The organism is Rhizobium sp. H4 (assembly GCF_003013335.1).
GTDB lineage: Bacteria > Pseudomonadota > Alphaproteobacteria > Rhizobiales > Rhizobiaceae > Rhizobium > Rhizobium sophoriradicis.
Window position 1 is genome coordinate 131,171 of the sequence record NZ_PSOW01000003.1, and the last position, 16,320, is coordinate 147,490.

19 protein-coding genes are annotated in these 16,320 nt (G+C 61.1%); 9 read left to right on the forward strand and 10 right to left on the reverse strand.

The genetic code is table 11. The annotated features are described in order from the left end of the window. Positions 1-33 precede the first annotated feature (33 nt). Complete coding sequence (locus C4N04_RS05500; protein WP_039619461.1) at positions 34-291, reverse strand: YjhX family toxin; 258 nt, start codon at positions 289-291, stop codon at positions 34-36. 309 nt (positions 292-600) lie between these two features. Between C4N04_RS05500 and C4N04_RS05505 the strand changes: the two genes are divergently transcribed. Further along, positions 601-1,107, forward strand: a complete 507-nt coding sequence (locus C4N04_RS05505; protein ID WP_077993920.1) for a GNAT family N-acetyltransferase — start codon at positions 601-603, stop codon at positions 1,105-1,107. A 77-nt stretch (positions 1,108-1,184) separates the two neighbouring features. Here the strand turns inward: C4N04_RS05505 and C4N04_RS05510 are convergent, their stop codons facing one another. Both C4N04_RS05510 and C4N04_RS31780 read right to left on the reverse strand, forming a co-directional pair. Further along, on the reverse strand, positions 1,185-1,559 hold the full coding sequence (locus C4N04_RS05510; protein ID WP_039619465.1) for a VOC family protein: 375 nt from the start codon (positions 1,557-1,559) through the stop codon (positions 1,185-1,187). Between the two features lie 7 nt (positions 1,560-1,566). After that, complete coding sequence (locus C4N04_RS31780; protein WP_009991334.1) at positions 1,567-1,743, reverse strand: hypothetical protein; 177 nt, start codon at positions 1,741-1,743, stop codon at positions 1,567-1,569. A gap of 259 nt (positions 1,744-2,002) precedes the next feature. Here C4N04_RS31780 and gatB point away from each other — a divergent pair, with 259 nt between their 5' ends. The 5 genes from gatB to C4N04_RS05535 all read left to right on the forward strand — a co-directional run bounded on the left by gatB (position 2,003) and on the right by C4N04_RS05535 (position 5,543). Continuing rightward, positions 2,003-3,505: an Asp-tRNA(Asn)/Glu-tRNA(Gln) amidotransferase subunit GatB gene (gene gatB / locus C4N04_RS05515; protein WP_077993918.1), complete on the forward strand. Its 1,503-nt coding sequence runs from the start codon at positions 2,003-2,005 to the stop codon at positions 3,503-3,505. 3 nt (positions 3,506-3,508) lie between these two features. Next, the gene (locus C4N04_RS05520; RefSeq protein WP_096764049.1) at positions 3,509-4,012 is read left to right on the forward strand and encodes a GNAT family N-acetyltransferase; all 504 of its coding nucleotides are present in this window, start codon (positions 3,509-3,511) and stop codon (positions 4,010-4,012) included. A gap of 3 nt (positions 4,013-4,015) precedes the next feature. Beyond that, positions 4,016-4,489 carry a GNAT family N-acetyltransferase gene (locus C4N04_RS05525; RefSeq protein ID WP_009995150.1) on the forward strand — a complete coding sequence of 158 codons (474 nt, stop codon included), beginning with the start codon at positions 4,016-4,018 and terminating at the stop codon, positions 4,487-4,489. Positions 4,490-4,591: 102 nt separating this feature from the next. Beyond that, complete coding sequence (locus C4N04_RS05530) at positions 4,592-4,990, forward strand: NADH:ubiquinone oxidoreductase subunit NDUFA12 (protein WP_004671258.1); 399 nt, start codon at positions 4,592-4,594, stop codon at positions 4,988-4,990. Positions 4,991-5,102: 112 nt separating this feature from the next. Beyond that, positions 5,103-5,543, forward strand: coding sequence for a DUF2155 domain-containing protein (locus C4N04_RS05535; RefSeq protein ID WP_009995152.1), 441 nt, complete (start codon positions 5,103-5,105; stop codon positions 5,541-5,543). Positions 5,544-5,659: 116 nt separating this feature from the next. Here C4N04_RS05535 and aat read toward each other — a convergent pair whose 3' ends face one another. The 5 genes from aat to C4N04_RS05560 form a co-directional block, all read right to left on the reverse strand. Further along, positions 5,660-6,274, reverse strand: a complete 615-nt coding sequence (gene aat, locus C4N04_RS05540) for a leucyl/phenylalanyl-tRNA--protein transferase (RefSeq protein WP_009995153.1) — start codon at positions 6,272-6,274, stop codon at positions 5,660-5,662. A gap of 7 nt (positions 6,275-6,281) precedes the next feature. Further along, a complete protein-coding gene (accC, locus tag C4N04_RS05545) occupies positions 6,282-7,637 on the reverse strand; it encodes an acetyl-CoA carboxylase biotin carboxylase subunit (RefSeq protein ID WP_179363877.1) in 1,356 nt (451 codons plus the stop codon). 4 nt (positions 7,638-7,641) lie between these two features. After that, positions 7,642-8,115 (reverse strand): acetyl-CoA carboxylase biotin carboxyl carrier protein, encoded by a 474-nt coding sequence (gene accB, locus C4N04_RS05550; protein WP_077993912.1) that lies wholly within the window; start codon positions 8,113-8,115, stop codon positions 7,642-7,644. A 20-nt stretch (positions 8,116-8,135) separates the two neighbouring features. Beyond that, complete coding sequence (gene aroQ / locus C4N04_RS05555; protein WP_038688586.1) at positions 8,136-8,573, reverse strand: type II 3-dehydroquinate dehydratase; 438 nt, start codon at positions 8,571-8,573, stop codon at positions 8,136-8,138. A 151-nt stretch (positions 8,574-8,724) separates the two neighbouring features. Next, on the reverse strand, positions 8,725-9,483 hold the full coding sequence (locus C4N04_RS05560; protein WP_039619477.1) for a DsbA family protein: 759 nt from the start codon (positions 9,481-9,483) through the stop codon (positions 8,725-8,727). Between the two features lie 209 nt (positions 9,484-9,692). Between C4N04_RS05560 and C4N04_RS05565 the strand changes: the two genes are divergently transcribed. Then, a complete protein-coding gene (locus C4N04_RS05565) occupies positions 9,693-10,850 on the forward strand; it encodes an aminotransferase class I/II-fold pyridoxal phosphate-dependent enzyme (RefSeq protein WP_106795566.1) in 1,158 nt (385 codons plus the stop codon). 37 nt (positions 10,851-10,887) lie between these two features. Here C4N04_RS05565 and C4N04_RS05570 read toward each other — a convergent pair whose 3' ends face one another. Beyond that, a complete protein-coding gene (locus C4N04_RS05570; RefSeq protein ID WP_077993908.1) occupies positions 10,888-12,231 on the reverse strand; it encodes a DUF2778 domain-containing protein in 1,344 nt (447 codons plus the stop codon). Positions 12,232-12,438: 207 nt separating this feature from the next. Beyond that, positions 12,439-14,307 carry a class I poly(R)-hydroxyalkanoic acid synthase gene (gene phaC / locus C4N04_RS05575; RefSeq protein ID WP_225881373.1) on the reverse strand — a complete coding sequence of 623 codons (1,869 nt, stop codon included), beginning with the start codon at positions 14,305-14,307 and terminating at the stop codon, positions 12,439-12,441. 146 nt (positions 14,308-14,453) lie between these two features. On the opposite strand from phaC, the gene C4N04_RS05580 reads away from it, so the two are divergent. Next, positions 14,454-14,867, forward strand: a complete 414-nt coding sequence (locus C4N04_RS05580; protein ID WP_106795567.1) for a hypothetical protein — start codon at positions 14,454-14,456, stop codon at positions 14,865-14,867. A gap of 220 nt (positions 14,868-15,087) precedes the next feature. After that, entirely contained in the window at positions 15,088-16,305 is a 1,218-nt protein-coding gene (locus C4N04_RS05585; RefSeq protein WP_106795568.1) for an LL-diaminopimelate aminotransferase, read from the forward strand. The last annotated feature ends 15 nt before the right edge of the window (positions 16,306-16,320 follow it).

Here is a 16,320-nt window from a genome sequence, read left to right on the forward strand (position 1 = left end):
CCGGTTTGAGGCGCGATCAGGTTGATGGCCCTATTATCTGTTGTCCAGCTGTGATCTGACCAGCTTCAACCCCCTTTCGGTAATCCGGTAGGGCTGGCCGCCAGACGATTTGATCGCCTTCAGCCGCTTCAGCCTGCGGAAGAGATCGAGGTCGACGCCGGGATAGAGCCAGCCGTCACGGGTGAAGCAACTGACGTTCTCGATCTTCCTGTCGTCGTCGCGGGTGATTTCGATGCGGCCGCCTTGGGCCATGAGATGCAGGATGCGCTGATCCGTGCGGGAAATATCCATGTGTTGAGATCCGGTATTGCGCCCGGCAGGGCGCACAAAAACGGTCTGACGCTCAATCGAACGTCAGGGCTTCGTTTTTTCGGGCCCATGCGCGCAAGAAAACTTGCGGGCAGGGCCTTTACCGGGTCTCAGGCAGGTTCAACATAAACACCTCGATAATGTTTTGTATTGAGGTCGCAAAAAGCGGTCAAGAGCGCCCTTGTCGTTCAAAACCGGTCGAAAACCATGGTTTCCACCAGTCATCCTTTTGGGGGCACTGGTAAAATCCGCGACTCAATGGTCTAGTTGTGGGCTAACGCGGAGGTGTCGTTGATCCACATTCGCAATGCCCGCGACGGGGAAGCGGAACTTTTGAGTGAGATCGGGCTGAGGGCCTGGCAAAAGGCGATGGCGTCGATCGGCGAATCGGACGCGATGATCGACGCAGCGCGTAGCGCCTTTCGCAACTTCGTGGAAAACGACTGGCTGACCATCACCGTCCTCGAACAGAACGGCCAGGTCGCCGGCTGGGCGGCGCGCGAGGGCCTGGATGAAACCATCTCGGATTTCTGGATCGACCCCGTCTTCACTCGACAGGGGCTGGGTTCGGCGCTCCTCGAGCGCATTGAAAAGGAGATCGCCGAACAGGGCTTGGAGAAGGCGGCGATGCAGACTCACTCTGGCAACAGCGAGGCGATCGGTTTCTTTCGGAAGCACGGCTACAGCATCCATTGGCTCTCGGTCGCCTATAATCCGAAGCTCGACCGCGACGTACCCTCCGTCGGACTGACGAAGCAGCTCGTCTCCGACGGCGGCGGATACGGACAGGAATTCTGAGGTTTCAAATCCCCGCAGAAGGCGGATGAGTGCTTGCGGCGCGCATGTGCAAATGTCGCCGGGCGCCGTACGCGAGGCTATTCGGAGGTGACGCAGAAGTTGTTGCCTTCGGGGTCATTCAAGACCGTGTAGGCATCCGTCTCACGCACGAAAGTCGCGCCGAGGGATAAGAGCCGTTCCACTTCTTGTCTGCGATCCGAAGCGGCGATGTCGAGATGGACACGGTTGCGGGCGGGGCGCTCTCCCTGGCGAAGGTGGAAGCAGAGGCGTGTTCCGGGACCGTCGACCATCACGGTCGGGTCCGTCTCAGGTGTCAGCCCCATCTCGGCAAGGCGGGCCAGCTCCGCATCGTCATAAGGCATCACTTCGTAGCCATCGAGCGCCGCGGCCCAGAAACGGGCGACACGCGAGGGGATGTCGCAGTCGATGACGATCTCCTTCAGCCTTCCCATGACGCTTCTATGACTTGCGGGATCGGCGCTGGGAAACGCGCTCGACGATCGCGCCACCGATAGCCGGTAGCAGTGCGAAAAGCATGAGCTGCGGTGTTCCCTGCAGCGTCAACAAGGCGGAAATGATGAGCGCGACCAGCACCCCCGTGAGGGTTCCGACCAGATAGGGCAGATAATCCTTCAATCGAGCCTCCATATTGTCAGGGCCTCAAGTCCGAACGGTATTTTGAGACAAACATAGAGAGGACTGCGGTATCGACAATCGGGGACGGTCGAAGCTCGTTTCGGTCGCTTCGCATATCGGAGCATACCGCGCTCCGGTGCAAAGCAGCGTCTCGGCCTTAAGCGACCATAGGCGGCTGCTAACGCCGCGAAAGCCTTGCACCGGCACGCCATTTCCTTTACCTCACCAATGGAAAAGAACAGCCTGCAAAGAGTATCAGATGACCCTTGTCGACGTCCGCACGCCTGATCCGAAACGCTTCATCCCCGGCGCCACCGGCGACTGGGAAGTCATTGTCGGCATGGAGGTTCATGCCCAGGTGCTGTCCAATTCGAAGCTCTTCTCCGGCGCCTCGACGGAATTCGGTAAGCCGCAGAATTCGAACGTGTCGCTGGTCGATGCCGCCATGCCCGGCATGCTGCCCGTCATCAACGAGGAATGCGTCAAGCAGGCGGTGCGCACCGGTCTCGGCCTCAAGGCTCGGATCAACAAGCGCTCGCTCTTCGACCGCAAGAACTATTTCTATCCCGATCTGCCGCAGGGCTATCAGATCTCGCAGTTCAAGGATCCGATCGTCGGCGAGGGCAAGATCGTCATTTCGCTCGGGCCGGACCGTCAGGGCCAGTTCGAGGATATCGAGATCGGCATCGAGCGCCTGCATCTGGAACAGGATGCCGGCAAGTCGATGCATGACCAGCATGCGACCATGTCCTATGTCGATCTGAACCGGTCCGGCGTGGCGCTGATGGAAATCGTTTCCAAGCCCGACATGCGTTCCTCCGACGAAGCCAAGGCCTATATGACCAAGCTGCGTTCGATCGTGCGTTATCTCGGCACTTGCGACGGCAACATGGACGAGGGCTCGATGCGCGCCGACGTCAACGTCTCCGTCCGCCGCCCGGGCGAGGCTTTCGGCACCCGTTGCGAGATCAAGAACGTCAACTCCATCCGCTTCATCGGCCAGGCGATCGAATATGAAGCCCGTCGCCAGATCGGCATTCTCGAGGATGGCGGCGAGATCGAGCAGGAGACGCGCCTCTTCGACCCGAACAAGGGCGAGACGCGCTCGATGCGCTCCAAGGAGGATGCGCACGACTATCGTTACTTCCCCGACCCGGACCTGCTGCCGCTCGAATTCGACGATGCCTTCGTCACGGCGCTGGCAGCCGATCTGCCGGAACTGCCTGACGACAAGAAGGAGCGCTTCGTGCGCGAGCTCGGCCTGTCGGTTTACGACGCCTCCGTGCTTGTCTCCGAAAAGGCGATCGCCGACTATTTTGAGGCTGTGGCCGCGGGCCGCGACGGCAAGACAGCGGCAAACTGGGTGATCAACGACCTGCTCGGCGCGCTGAACCGCACCGGCAAGGACATCGAGCAAACGCCGGTCTCGCCGGCCCAGCTCGGCGCCATCATCGACCTTATCAAGGCTGGAACCATATCAGGCAAGATCGCCAAGGACCTCTTCGAGATCGTGCTGACCGAAGGCGGCGACCCCGCCGAAATCGTCGAAGCGCGCGGCATGAAGCAGGTGACGGATACCGGCGCGATCGAAAAGGCCGTCGACGAGATCATCGCTGCCAATCCCGATCAGGTGGAAAAGGTCAAGGCGAAGCCGACCATGGCCGCATGGTTTGTCGGCCAGGTGATGAAGGCGACCGGTGGCAAAGCCAATCCGCAGGCCGTCCAGGCGCTGGTCAAGGCAAAGCTCGGCATCGAGGAATAAGCGGTGTATTTCGTCCGCACCGCCGGCGAGGGCGACCTGGAGAAGGTTCGCGCTCTTCTGGTGGAGAGCTTTCACGCCACCTATGACGACCTGCATGGCAAGACCAAGGTGGACGAGCTGATCGCCCATCTTTTCACACCGGCGGCGCTGAAGGCGCGCCTGGCGCGCAAAGATGCCGAGTTCCTCGTTGCCGACGACGGCCGCAAGTTCGGCGGCGTGGGGTATGCGGCGATGTCGCAGGCGTTGACGAAAACGGTCATGCTGCATCTGCTCTATGTCAGCCCGACGCTGCAGCGCCAGGGCATCGGCCGCGACATCTTCGCTGAACTCGAAACCTGCTTTCCCGATGCGGAAATCATGCGTCTCGAAGTCGAGCCGCAAAATGCGGCGGCCATCGCCTTCTACCATGCGCACGGCTTCACCGAGGTCGGACGCAACGAGTATAGCGCGCCCGGGCAATCCGGCATTCCGGCGCTGATCTTGGAAAAACCGCTCGAGGGGCACTGAGCCATGCAGGTCGGGGTGCCTGATATTCTCGTTCGTCAGGCGCGAAAGGACGATCTCCCGGCCCTCGTGGCAATCTTTGCCGCCGATGCGCTCGGCGGTCATGGCGATACGACGGATCCTGAGGCCTTTGTCGATTATGTCAGGGCTTTCACAGCCATCGAGGCCTCGCCCAACCAGACGCTTTACATTGCCGAGCGCGGCGGCGAGGTCGTCGGTACGTTCCAGACGATGCTGACGATCTCGTTAACCGGCCGCGGCTCCTCGGCGATGATCATCGAGGCGGTGCAGACGCGCTCCGATATGCGCGGGCAGGGGATCGGCGCGCGGATGATCGAATTCGCCATCGCCGAGGCAAAAGGCCGCGGTGTGCGCCTTGTGCAATTGACCTCGAATGCGATACGCAAAGACGCCCATCGTTTCTATGAAAGGCTTGGCTTCAAACCTTCGCATCTGGGCTTCAAGATGGCCTTGAAATGACCCTTGGCTCTCGTGGAATCGCTGGACAATTCGGCTTGGCGACGGCATAAGCGAGAAAACGAATTCTGGTTTGGTCCGCGCTGGCGGGCACAAGGAAAAGACATGTGGAATCTTCTGGTTCAGACCTTCACCTGGTGGAATAGTCAGACGATGGGCACGCGTTTTGCGACCTGGCGTTTCGGCAAACGCGTCGGCGAGGATGAATTCGGCAACGTCTATTATGAAGGCGGCATGTCGTCCTACGGTCTGCCGAAGCGCTGGGTGATCTACAAGGGTTATGCCGAAGCCTCGGCCATTCCGCCGGGCTGGCACGGCTGGATGCACCATCGCACCGATGTACCTCCGTCCAAGGAAAACTACGTCGCCAAGGAATGGCAGAAGACGCACCGCCCCAACCTCACCGGATCGCCACAGGCTTACCGCCCGCCGGGCTCTCTCGCGGTTCCCGGCGAGCGTCCGCGCGTCACCGGCGATTACGACGCCTGGACGCCAGGCAACTGAGACGGCTGACCGGGCGATCCCCAAGCCCGGCTTTTGGCCACAATTGACCTTTACCCGCAGGTTGGCCGCGCTTGACCGCGGATGAAACTGAAAATTATCTGGAGACGGGTACATGAAGCTCTTCACGCGGAACATGGTCCTGCGTGCCGCCGGATCGCTGCTGGCGCTCACGGCTTTGCTTCCGATCGGTGCGGCACATGCCACCCGCATCGAAAACCCGGTTGCCGTCTTCTCCGGCCTCGACAAGATCACCGGCCGCATCACGACCTTCGACGTCTATGTCAACGAGACGGTGCAGTTCGGCGCGTTGCAGGTGACGCCGAAGGTCTGCTATTCGCGCGATCAGGCTGAAGCGCAGAAGATCGACGGTTTTGTCGAGGTCGACGAGATCACCCTCGACCGCAAGATCCGCCGCATCTTCACCGGCTGGATGTTTGCCGCCAGCCCCGGCCTCAACGCTGTCGAGCACCCGATCTATGACGTCTGGCTGAAGGACTGCAAGACAAGCTCCGACGTCCCGGCTCCTGACGGCACCAAGGCGACCGCCCGTTAACACGTGCCGCGCGAGGGCACCGCAGCGTCAGCGCGTCTTTTGAGACACGCAGGGGAAGCCGCAGCACTTTGCTGCGCTCGCGCGCGTACCGGTGGTGTTTTGTTCCTCGATCGCGCTTAAAACTTGAGGTGTGGCGATTCCATCGCGGCGGCAAGCAGCAGGGCATAATCGGCCTTCGGAACGTCGATCGCTCCGAACGTCTTCAGATGCTCGGTGGTGAACTGGGTGTCGAGCAGGGTGAAGCCCTTTTGCCGAAGCCGGTCGACCAGATGCACGAGGCAGATCTTCGACGCGTCCGTTCGGCGTGAAAACATGCTTTCGCCGAAGAAGGCCGAGCCGAGCGAGACGCCGTAGAGGCCGCCGACCAGTTCATCGCCGTGCCAGGCTTCAACGGTGTGGGCGTGGCCCATGTCGAACAGCGTCGAATAGAGCGATCGGATTGTCTGGTTGATCCAGGTGCTCGGGCGACCCGATGTCTCCTCGGCGCAAGCCGCAATCACCTGCTCGAAGGCGTGGTCGAAACGGATCTCGAAAGGATGCCGGCGCACCGTCTTGGCGAGGCTCTTCGATACATGGAAACGATCGAGCGGCAATACGCCGCGCATTTCCGGCTCGACCCAGAAAATCTCCGGGTCGTCTGCGGATTCGGCCATCGGGAAGAGGCCGATGGAATAGGCGCGCAGGAGAATGTCAGGGGTGATGCCTGGTGATTTCCTGCGCGGTCCTGCCATTCCTATCCTATGCCGCCGGTGTGTTGGCGAGGTGGTGTTCCAGCCAGTGGATGTCGTAGTCGCCGTTGGCGATATCCTGGTTGGAGACGAGTTCCTGGAACAACGGCAGCGTCGTCTTGATGCCGTCCACGACGAATTCATCGAGCGCGCGGCGCAACCGCATCATGCACTCGACGCGGGTGCGGCCGTGCACGATCAGCTTGCCGATCAGGCTGTCGTAATAGGGCGGGATCTTGTAGCCCTGATAGGCGCCGGAATCGATGCGCACGCCAAGGCCGCCCGGCGCATGGAAGTGCGTGATCGTGCCGGGCGAGGGCACGAAGGTGCGCGCATCCTCGGCATTGATGCGGCATTCGATGGCGTGGCCGGAAAAATGCACTTCGTCCTGCGTCACCGACAGGCCGCCGCCGGAAGCGACACGGATCTGCTCGTGCACGAGGTCGATACCGGTGATCGCTTCGGTGATCGGATGTTCCACCTGCAGGCGGGTATTCATTTCGATGAAATAGAACTCGCCATTCTCGTAGAGGAATTCGATCGTGCCGGCGCCGCGATATTTCAGCTTCTTCATGGCGTCGGCGCAGATCTGGCCGATCTTCATCCGCTGCTCGACATTGAGCGCCGGCGAATTCGCTTCTTCCCAGACCTTCTGGTGGCGGCGCTGCAGCGAGCAGTCGCGTTCGCCGAGATGGATGGCGTTGCCTTCGCCGTCGCCGAACACCTGGATTTCGATGTGGCGCGGCTTGCCGAGATATTTTTCCATGTAGACGGCATCGTTGCCGAAGGCGGCTGCCGCCTCCGTGCGGGCCGTCGACCAGGCCTCGATCAGATCGGCCTCGCTCCTGGCGACCTTCATGCCGCGCCCGCCGCCGCCGGCGGTTGCTTTGATCAGCACGGGATAGCCGATTTCGGCGGCCGTCCGCAGCGCATCCTCTTCGGTCTTCACTTCGCCGTCCGAGCCTGGAACGACGGGAATGCCGAGTTCCAGTGCCGTCGTCTTGGCGGTGATCTTGTCGCCCATAATGCGAATATGATCCGCAGTCGGTCCAATGAAGGTGATGCCGTGGGCTTCGAGAATGTCGGCGAACTTTGCGTTCTCGGAGAGAAAGCCGTAGCCCGGATGCACGGCGTCGGCGCCGGTGATCTCGCAGGCGGCGACGATCTGGTGGATATTGAGATAGCTCTCGCGCGAGGAGGGCGGACCGATGCAGACGCTTTCGTCGGCAAGGCGCACATGCATGGCATCGGCGTCGGCGGTGGAATGCACCACGACGCAGGCAATGCCGAGCTCTTTGCAGGCCCGGAGCACGCGAAGGGCGATTTCCCCGCGATTGGCGATGAGGATTTTCGAAATCATGGGCATAGGCCTATTCGATGACGACGAGGGCTTGGCCGTATTCGACGGGATGTCCGTCATCGACGAGGATCTCAGTGACCTTGCCCGACTTCGGCGAAGGGATCTGGTTCATCGTCTTCATCGCTTCGATAATGATCAGCGTCTGGCCTTCCTTGACGGTGGCGCCGATCTCGATGAAGGGGCGCGCGCCCGGAGCCGGCGCCATGTAGACGGTGCCGACCATCGGCGCATTGACGACATTGGCCGGATTGCGGGTGGGTGCTGCGGCCGGTGCTGCGCCTGCCGCTGCCGGAGCGGCGACTGCGGGCGCGGCAAAGGCCGGTGCTGCGATCGGCGCCTGCACGTATTGCGTCGCGCCGGCGCGCGAAACGCGGATGCGCAGGTCGTCCTGCTCGACCTCGATCTCCGTCAGATCCGTCTCATTGAGGATGTTGGCGAGATCGCGGATCAGTGCCTGATCGATACCCGATTTCTTTTCAGCCATGGTGTTGCCCTGTCTTCTTCTTATGCCGTGATGTTTTTCAGCGCATGCAGCGCCAGGATGTAGCTGTGAGGCCCGAAACCGCAGATCACGCCCTTGCATGCAGGCGCGATCATCGATTTGTGGCGGAATTCTTCCCGTGCATGGACGTTGGAAATGTGCAGTTCGACGACGGGAATGGAAATAGCGCGGATCGCATCATGCAGCGCGACCGATGTGTGCGTATAAGCGCCTGCATTGATGGCGACGCCGACGGCCTTTTCGTCGGCCTCGTGAAACCAATCCACAAGCGTACCTTCGTGATTGCTCTGGCGGAAATCAATATCGAAGCCGAGTTCGCGGCCGGCGGCCCTGCAGTCCGTCTCGATGTCCTTCAGCGTCTTGCCGCCATAAATGCCGGGCTCTCTTTTACCGAGCATGTTCAGGTTGGGGCCGTTCAGGACAAAAATCGTTTGCGTCATCGAATGTTCCGTAAAATGCACGACGGCAACCTATAGACTCCGCGAGGGCTGAATGAAAGCCCTTACGGATTGGCCGGCCGGAATCGCGCCACATTTGTCCACATGGCTGAAACGCTTCGATTTTGGCGATTTGATGAGATGGCCGCTTTGCTCAGCAGGCGGTCTTGCCGCAGTTGCGCATATTCTTGACCTTGGCTTCGAGATCGTCGAGGCCGACGGCGCCCGGCACCAGTTCGTTGCCGATTACGTAGGACGGCGTGCCGCTGATGCCGAGGCTGGAGGCGAGCTGGTAGGTCGCCTGGACGATGCCGTCATTCGGGCTCTTCGCCATCTCGGCGCGGATCTTGTCTTCGCTGACGCCGAGCGAGGCGGCAACCCCGATCGCGCTTTCGTCGGAGGCGCGGCCCTCGCTGCTGAGCAAGGCAAAATGGAAATCGGCGTATTTCTCCGGCGCCAACTTGCGGAAGGCGTCCGCCACCTTGTGGGCGGCAACCGAATCCGGCCCGAGGATCGGAAATTCCTTGAGCACGAATCGGACATTCTTGTCCTTCTTCAGCATCGCCTGCATGTCGGAAAGCGCATGACGGCAGTAGCTGCAATTATAATCGAAGAACTCGACGACGGTGACATCGCCCTTCGGATTGCCGAGCGTGACGTCGTTCTTCGAATCGAAGATCGCGGCCGTGTTCTCTTCGATCGCCATATTGGCCTTCACCAGCCGCTGGGCTTCCTGCTTCTTCTGCAGCGCCTCCTGGACATCGAGCATGATCTCGGGATTCTCGATCAGATATTGCTTGATGAATTCGCCGAATTCCTTCTTCTGCTGGTCGTCGAGCGCTGCCGCCGGAAACGGAAGGGCGATCGATGCGGCAAGCGCCAGTGCGGTGAAGGTTTTCGGGAAGAAGGCCATGATATCCTCGTCAACGGCGATGGGTGGTCTCCTATTGAGAAGACCGTCGCCGGGTTAATGGACTTGAATGCGTCGCGTCAAGGTAGAGGGCGTTCGGTTCCGCTCAAACAGGAATTTTTCATCCCCGCGTAACGCTCGCGGGATTGTGATGAGCCGATTAATGCGGCAATTGTCGGGCCGTCATCGAAGAAGCCGAGCGAGAAACGACCTTGTTTTCCATATCCAAACGCAGCGAAGTCGAGCCTTTTCACGCCATGGATGTCCTGGCCGAGGCGACGAAGCGGCGCGCCGGCGGCCATCCCGTCATCTCCATGGCGGTCGGTCAACCCTCGCATCCGGCCCCTCAGGCGGCCCTCCAAGCGGCCCGCGAAGCGCTGGCAGAAGGCCGGATCGGTTACACCAATGCGCTGGGAACGGCGCGGTTGAAATCGGCACTTGCCTGGCATTACCGGAATCGCCACGGCCTGGAGATCGATCCGGCGCGTATCGCCGTCACCACAGGTTCCTCGGCCGGCTTCAATCTCGCCTTCCTGTCCCTCTTCGATGCCGGCGATGCGGTGGCGATCGCAAGACCCGGTTATCCCGCCTATCGCAACATCCTGGGCGCGCTGGGCCTGAAGGTTGTCGAAGTGCCGGTAAGTGCCGAGACTCACTTCACCCTGACGCCCGAGAGCCTCGAGGCGGCGCAGAGGGAAAACGACGTGACGCTGAAAGGCGTGCTGCTCGCAAGCCCAGCCAACCCGACCGGAACCGTGACTGGCCGGGACGGACTGAAGGCGCTTGCGGATAATTGCGCGGCGCATTCCATCGCCTTCATCTCCGATGAAATCTATCACGGGCTGACCTTCGCCAGTGAAGAGGCGAGCGCGCTGGAGCTGACCGACGAGGCGATCGTCATCAACTCCTTCTCCAAATATTATTGCATGACCGGCTGGCGAATCGGCTGGATGGTGCTGCCCGAGCGCCTGGTGCGGCCGATCGAGCGGGTGGCGCAGAGCCTTTATATCTCCCCGCCCGAGCTCTCCCAGATCGCCGCCACGGCGGCGCTCGGCGCAGCCGAAGAGCTTGACAAAGTCAAAGCAAGTTACGCCGCCAATCGTGATCTGCTGCTCGACCGCCTGCCGAAGATCGGCCTAGCACCCGCTTCACCGATGGACGGCGCCTTCTATGCCTATCTCGATGTCTCGCGCTTCACCAATGACAGCATGGGCTTTGCCAAGCGGATGCTCACCGAAATCAATGTCGCCGCAACCCCTGGGCTGGACTTCGATCCGCTGGAGGGACACCGCACCCTGCGCGTGTCTTATGCGGGATCGCAGGCAGAGATCGCTGAGGCGGTGGAGCGAATCGCTGCCTGGTTGAAGTAGCGTTCGGCGAGAGCAAAACTGCTTGTTCTCTTATCCATCAGCTGCGAGATGAAAACAGCGAGGCAAGCGTCGAAGCCGGCTTGTTGTTCAGCCGCGGCACGACCACGAGCTGCTTGATCTCGCCACGCTTGTAGGCGGCCAAGAAGCGCTTGTAATCCTTGAAGGAAACGCAGCCGTTGGAATCGCCGTTCTTGCCGAGCATGTAGGTGTGGGCGAGCAGGCCGACCCGATCGTAGATGGCGTCAGAGCCCTCGACCGGCGTCAGCCGCAATGCCTCGACGCCGTGGAACGGGGCCTCGCGCATGGTGAGGACATAGGTGTGGGGCGGTGTCGGTCCGCGCATCTTCTTGTTGGCGTAACGCGGATTGTCGCGCATCTTGCCGAGGCCGGAATGGGCCTCCAGCCGCTCGCCGTTCGGCAGATAGACGGTGCTGTTTTCGATATCGTAGATGGCGACGCCGGCGCGCAGCTTCGGCGAGAAGACCGGCTTGTCGTAACGCGGGACGGCGTCGTCCTCATCGTCCTCGATCGGCGCGTTCGGCTTGGCATAGGCAAGCACGGGCGCGGCGGAACGCTGCACCTCCTTGGAACCCAGGGCCGGTTTGCCGATCAGGCCATCCGGACGCGCCATCGGCAGCGGCACTGAACCGGCATCCGGCGCCAGCACGAGATCGAAGGGTTGCTGTTCTTCGGCCTCGGCAACTTCTACCGGCGCAGGCTTTTCCTGCGGCAGCGACGCCGTCTTGAGGGCGGGTGCGGCCGGCTCGACCGGGGCTGGCGCAATCTGCTGGGGCCCGGCATCCGCAAGGGCGAGCAGGGCAGGAAGTTCAACGGCTGCGACGGTTTCCTTGGAAGGAATGATGATGCGGTCGCCGTCGTTCTCTTCCGTATCCGCCCGGGCAAGCTCGACCGACGGCGTGATGCTGTCGTCCTTGACGAATTTCGCGGTGTCGGAAGGCGTTGCTGCGGCAACGGCGACCGGCGGTTCGGCAGGGGTGACAGGGCGATTCTTTGCAAGCGCCAGCGATGCCGCTGCGGCAGCGTTGGTCTTTTGCGCATGCGATTGGATGAGATGAGCCGTCAGGGCAACGACCGGCTTGGCATTGAAGGCGGCCAGCCGATCGGCTTTGCCGACATGGATCAGTCGTTCGTGCGACGTCGCCGGCTTAGACTTCGGCGCCGACGCGACATGCGTGAAGCTCTCGGACGGAGAAACGGGTGCGCCGATCGAATGCATTGTCGCGAAGGTCGCGATCAGCCATGTCGAGGTCAGGAATCCGGCGCCGACGACGCCGTAAAGAAAGCCGCGAGATCTGCGCAAACGAACAGCAGATCCACCAAGTGAGGTGGCGCCATTAAACGCCCCGACCGCAAACGCCATACCAGACTCGTCTTTCAAACTCGCTACGCAGGCCGGCGGCACTGACTGACTACACTTCGCCGGGGCCGGTAATGGCGCAAATGGGCCGAATTTAGACCATTCGCGACATCCGACTGTTTCGCAAGAATGACGAATTATGGTTTCTAATTTGTTTACGCGGGATTGCTCTTTCCCAAGACGTCTCAAAGAGAGATGCGGGTAGGCTTCTCAGACACGTTCCATCACGTAACTTCCCGGCGCTTCCTCGATCGCATTCAGCGCATCGCCGCCGGGTTTGCGCGCCGCAACGCGTCTGCCGTCATGCGTCTCGATCCAGGCCCGCCAATGCGGCCACCACGATCCCGGCGTCTCGGTCGCCTGCTCGAGCCAGGTTTCGTACTCGCCCTTGGCCGGGCCGCCCGTCCAGAATTGATACTTCTTCTTGTCGGGCGGGTTGACAACGCCGGCGATATGTCCCGAGCCGGTGACGACGAATTCCACCTTGCCGCCGAAGAACCGGCTGCCGAGGAAGACGGATTTGGCAGGGGCGATGTGGTCCTCGCGGGTGGCGAGATTATAGATCGGGATCTTCACGTCCTTCAGCGACACGGGCTTGCCGTCGAGGATCATCTCGTTCTGCGTCAGCGCGTTGCGGAGATAGCAGTTGCGCAGATAGAAGGCATGATTTGCCGCCGCCATGCGGGTCGAATCGGCGTTCCAGAACAACAGGTCGAAGGGCAGTGGCTCCTGGCCCTTGAGGTAGCTGTTGACGAAATAGGGCCAGATCAGCTCGGAAGCGCGCAGCATGTTGAAGGCCATCGACATTTTCGAGCCGTCAAGATAGCCGGCGGACTTCATATGCTCTTCGAGCGCGGCAAGCTGCTCCTCGTCGACGAAGACTTTCAGGTCGCCGGCATGGGTGAAGTCGACCTGGGTGGTGAAGAGCGTCGCAGTCTTGATGCGCTTGTTCTTCTCCTTGGCGTGCAAGGCCAGCGTCGCCGCCAGCAGCGTGCCGCCGACGCAGTAGCCGACGGCATTGACCTCCTTCTCGCCGGTCGCCTTCTCGATTATCTCGAGCGCGAAATCGATGCCTTCTCGGGCATAGGCCGCCCAGTCCTTCTCGGCGTGCCGCGCATCCGGGTTGACCCAGGAAATCACGAAGACGGTCTGCCCCTGGTCGACGCACCATTTGATGAAGGATTTCTGCGGGTTGAGGTCGAGAATATAGAATTTGTTGATCCAGGGCGGGCAGATCAGCAGCGGCCGCTTCAGCACCGTCTCGGTGGACGCCTCGTACTGGATGATCTGGCAGATATCGTTCTGGGCGATCACCTTGCCCGGCGTCAGCGCCATGTCGCGGCCGACGGCGAATTTCGTCATGTCGGTCTGGCGAAGGCGAAGCTCGCCCCTGCCGGCGGCGATATCCTCGGCGAGCATTTTCATCCCGCGCACCAGGTTTTCGCCGTTGCTGGCAATCGTCTCGCGATAGAGCTGCGGATTGGTGGGGATGAAGTTGCTCGGCGAAAGCGCTGCCGTGATCTGCTTCACATAGAAGCCGGCCTTGTGCTTCGTGTGCTCGTCAAGGCCGTCGGTCTCCGACACCAGCTTCTCCACCCAGTCGGTGGTTACGAAATAGACCTGGCGGAGAAAATCGAAGAAGGGATTCTTCTGCCAGTCCTCGTCGGAGAAGCGCTTGTCCTTGCGGGTGTCCGGCTCGGGCGGCAGGGGCTCGCCTGGCAGACCGCTCATGCTTTGCATGCGCTGCATCGAGCGCATCCAGATGCCGAAGAACGAAGACATCAGCTGCGTCTGCGCCTCGAAGGTGCGGCGGGGATCGGAAATCCAGTATTCGCTGACCTTGGAAAGCGTCTTGACCATGTCGGCCATCGGATCGATGACGGTTTCGCTGATCTCGCCGCGTTCGCGCGGCGCAAGCCAGGCCGAAGCGGCTTGCCCGAGATTTTCGAGCGCCCGGGCGAAATTCATCGCCATGGTCTCGGGATCCTTCAACACATAGGGATCGAGATCGGTTGCGTCGAAACCGGCCTTGCCGCCATTCTTCTGGCCGCCACTCTCCTGCTTGCTGTCGGTCACCATTTCCTCCGGCGGCAGCACCCTATTTATCCGTTCGTTGTACATCGTGATCGAACGAGAAAACAAGTTCCACCCGCATCGGCTCGTGCTATTGCTTTGTGGCTGCGACAAATTTAACAGTCGAACCAGTCAGAACTGGATTTTGAGGCATGACGAAGAACGGCATTCGGCGCATCGCAACCTTCAACCGCACCGCATTGATTTGCGCCGCGGCGGCGATGGTCCTTGCCGGATGCAATCTTACGGCGGAGGAGAAGGCCGCGGCCGCTGCCAAGCGAGCGGCGCCGACCGCCGTCGTCATGCCGGCCACCAAGGGCGATGCGGTCGAAGGTGGGCTTGCGAAGTCGCCGGACGGCTATCCCAATTTCGGCGCGCCGCTGACGGCCGCCAATGTCCAGATGAGCGACGAGCAGGCGGCCGAACTGCAGCATCAGCTGACAGCACTTGCCGCCCGGCGCAAGGCCGGCACGATCTCGGAAGCCGAATATAAGGCCAGGGTTGCCGAAATGCGCCGCCTGGCCGCCGAGCACGGCGAGCAGACGCTCTCCGAAATCTCCAAATAAACCTTGCCTTTCAAGCAATTTGGACGCAAAGCCTTCGGCAAGGATCGGAAGATGCAATTTTCCTGATAATGCGCTTTGCGCGGCCTTTTCGTCAAAGATTTGCCGCGTGGCTTGGGTCTGATGAATACGGCGCTGCGATTCTGAAGTTCGTGTCGCAGCCGCCGGGAGACGGAACGAACTTCGACTGCGGCCCGAATGCCGCCTTTCCATGGGGAATGAAATGGAAGAGTTTCACAAAGTCCGGCGTTTGCCGCCTTATGTTTTCGAACAGGTCAACCGTTTGAAAGCAAGCGCGCGAGCGGGCGGCGCCGATATCATCGATCTCGGCATGGGAAACCCTGACCTTCCCACTCCCCAGGCGATCGTCGACAAGCTCTGCGAAGTCGTGCAGGACCCTCGCACGCACCGTTATTCGTCGTCCAAGGGCATTCCGGGGCTGCGTCGCGCTCAGGCCGCCTACTATGCCCGCCGTTTCGGCGTCAAGCTCAACCCGGATACGCAGGTGGTCGCCACCTTGGGCTCCAAGGAAGGCTTCGCCAATATGGCGCAGGCGATCACGGCGCCCGGCGACGTCATCCTCTGCCCGAACCCGACCTATCCGATCCACGCCTTCGGCTTCCTGATGGCGGGCGGCGTGATCCGCTCCATGTCGGTCGAGCCGGACGAGAGCTTTTTTCCGCCGCTCGAGCGCGCCGTCCGGCATTCGATCCCGAAGCCGCTGGCGCTGATCATCAACTATCCCTCGAACCCGACCGCCCTCGTCGCGACGCTCGATTTCTACAAGGACGTCGTCGCCTTCGCCAAGAAGCACGACATCATCGTGCTGTCCGACCTTGCCTATTCGGAGATTTACTTCGACGGCGCTCCGCCGCCGTCGGTTCTCGAAGTGCCGGGCGCGATGGATGTGACGGTCGAGTTCACCTCGATGTCGAAGACCTTCTCCATGCCCGGCTGGCGCATGGGCTTTGCCGTCGGCAATGAGCGGCTGATCGCGGCGCTCACCCGCGTCAAGTCCTATCTTGACTACGGCGCCTTCACGCCGATCCAGGTGGCGGCGACGCACGCGCTGAACGGCGATGGTTCCGACATTGCCGAAGTCCGCAACGTCTATAAGCGCCGTCGCGACGTCATGGTCGAAAGCTTCGGCAAGGCCGGCTTCGAAGTGCCGCCGCCGGCTGCCACCATGTTCGCCTGGGCGAAGATTCCGGAGAAGTTCCGTCATCTCGGCTCGTTGGAATTCTCCAAGCTCTTGGTCGAAAAGGCCGATGTCGCCGTTGCCCCCGGTATCGGCTTCGGCGAACAGGGCGACGACTATGTCCGTCTGGCGCTTGTCGAGAACGAACACCGCATCCGCCAGGCTGCGCGCAACATCAAGAAGTTCATGTCGACGGCGGACGAGACGATGCATAACGTCATTTCGCTGAACGCACACCGCTAATCTCAACGCTCGGCA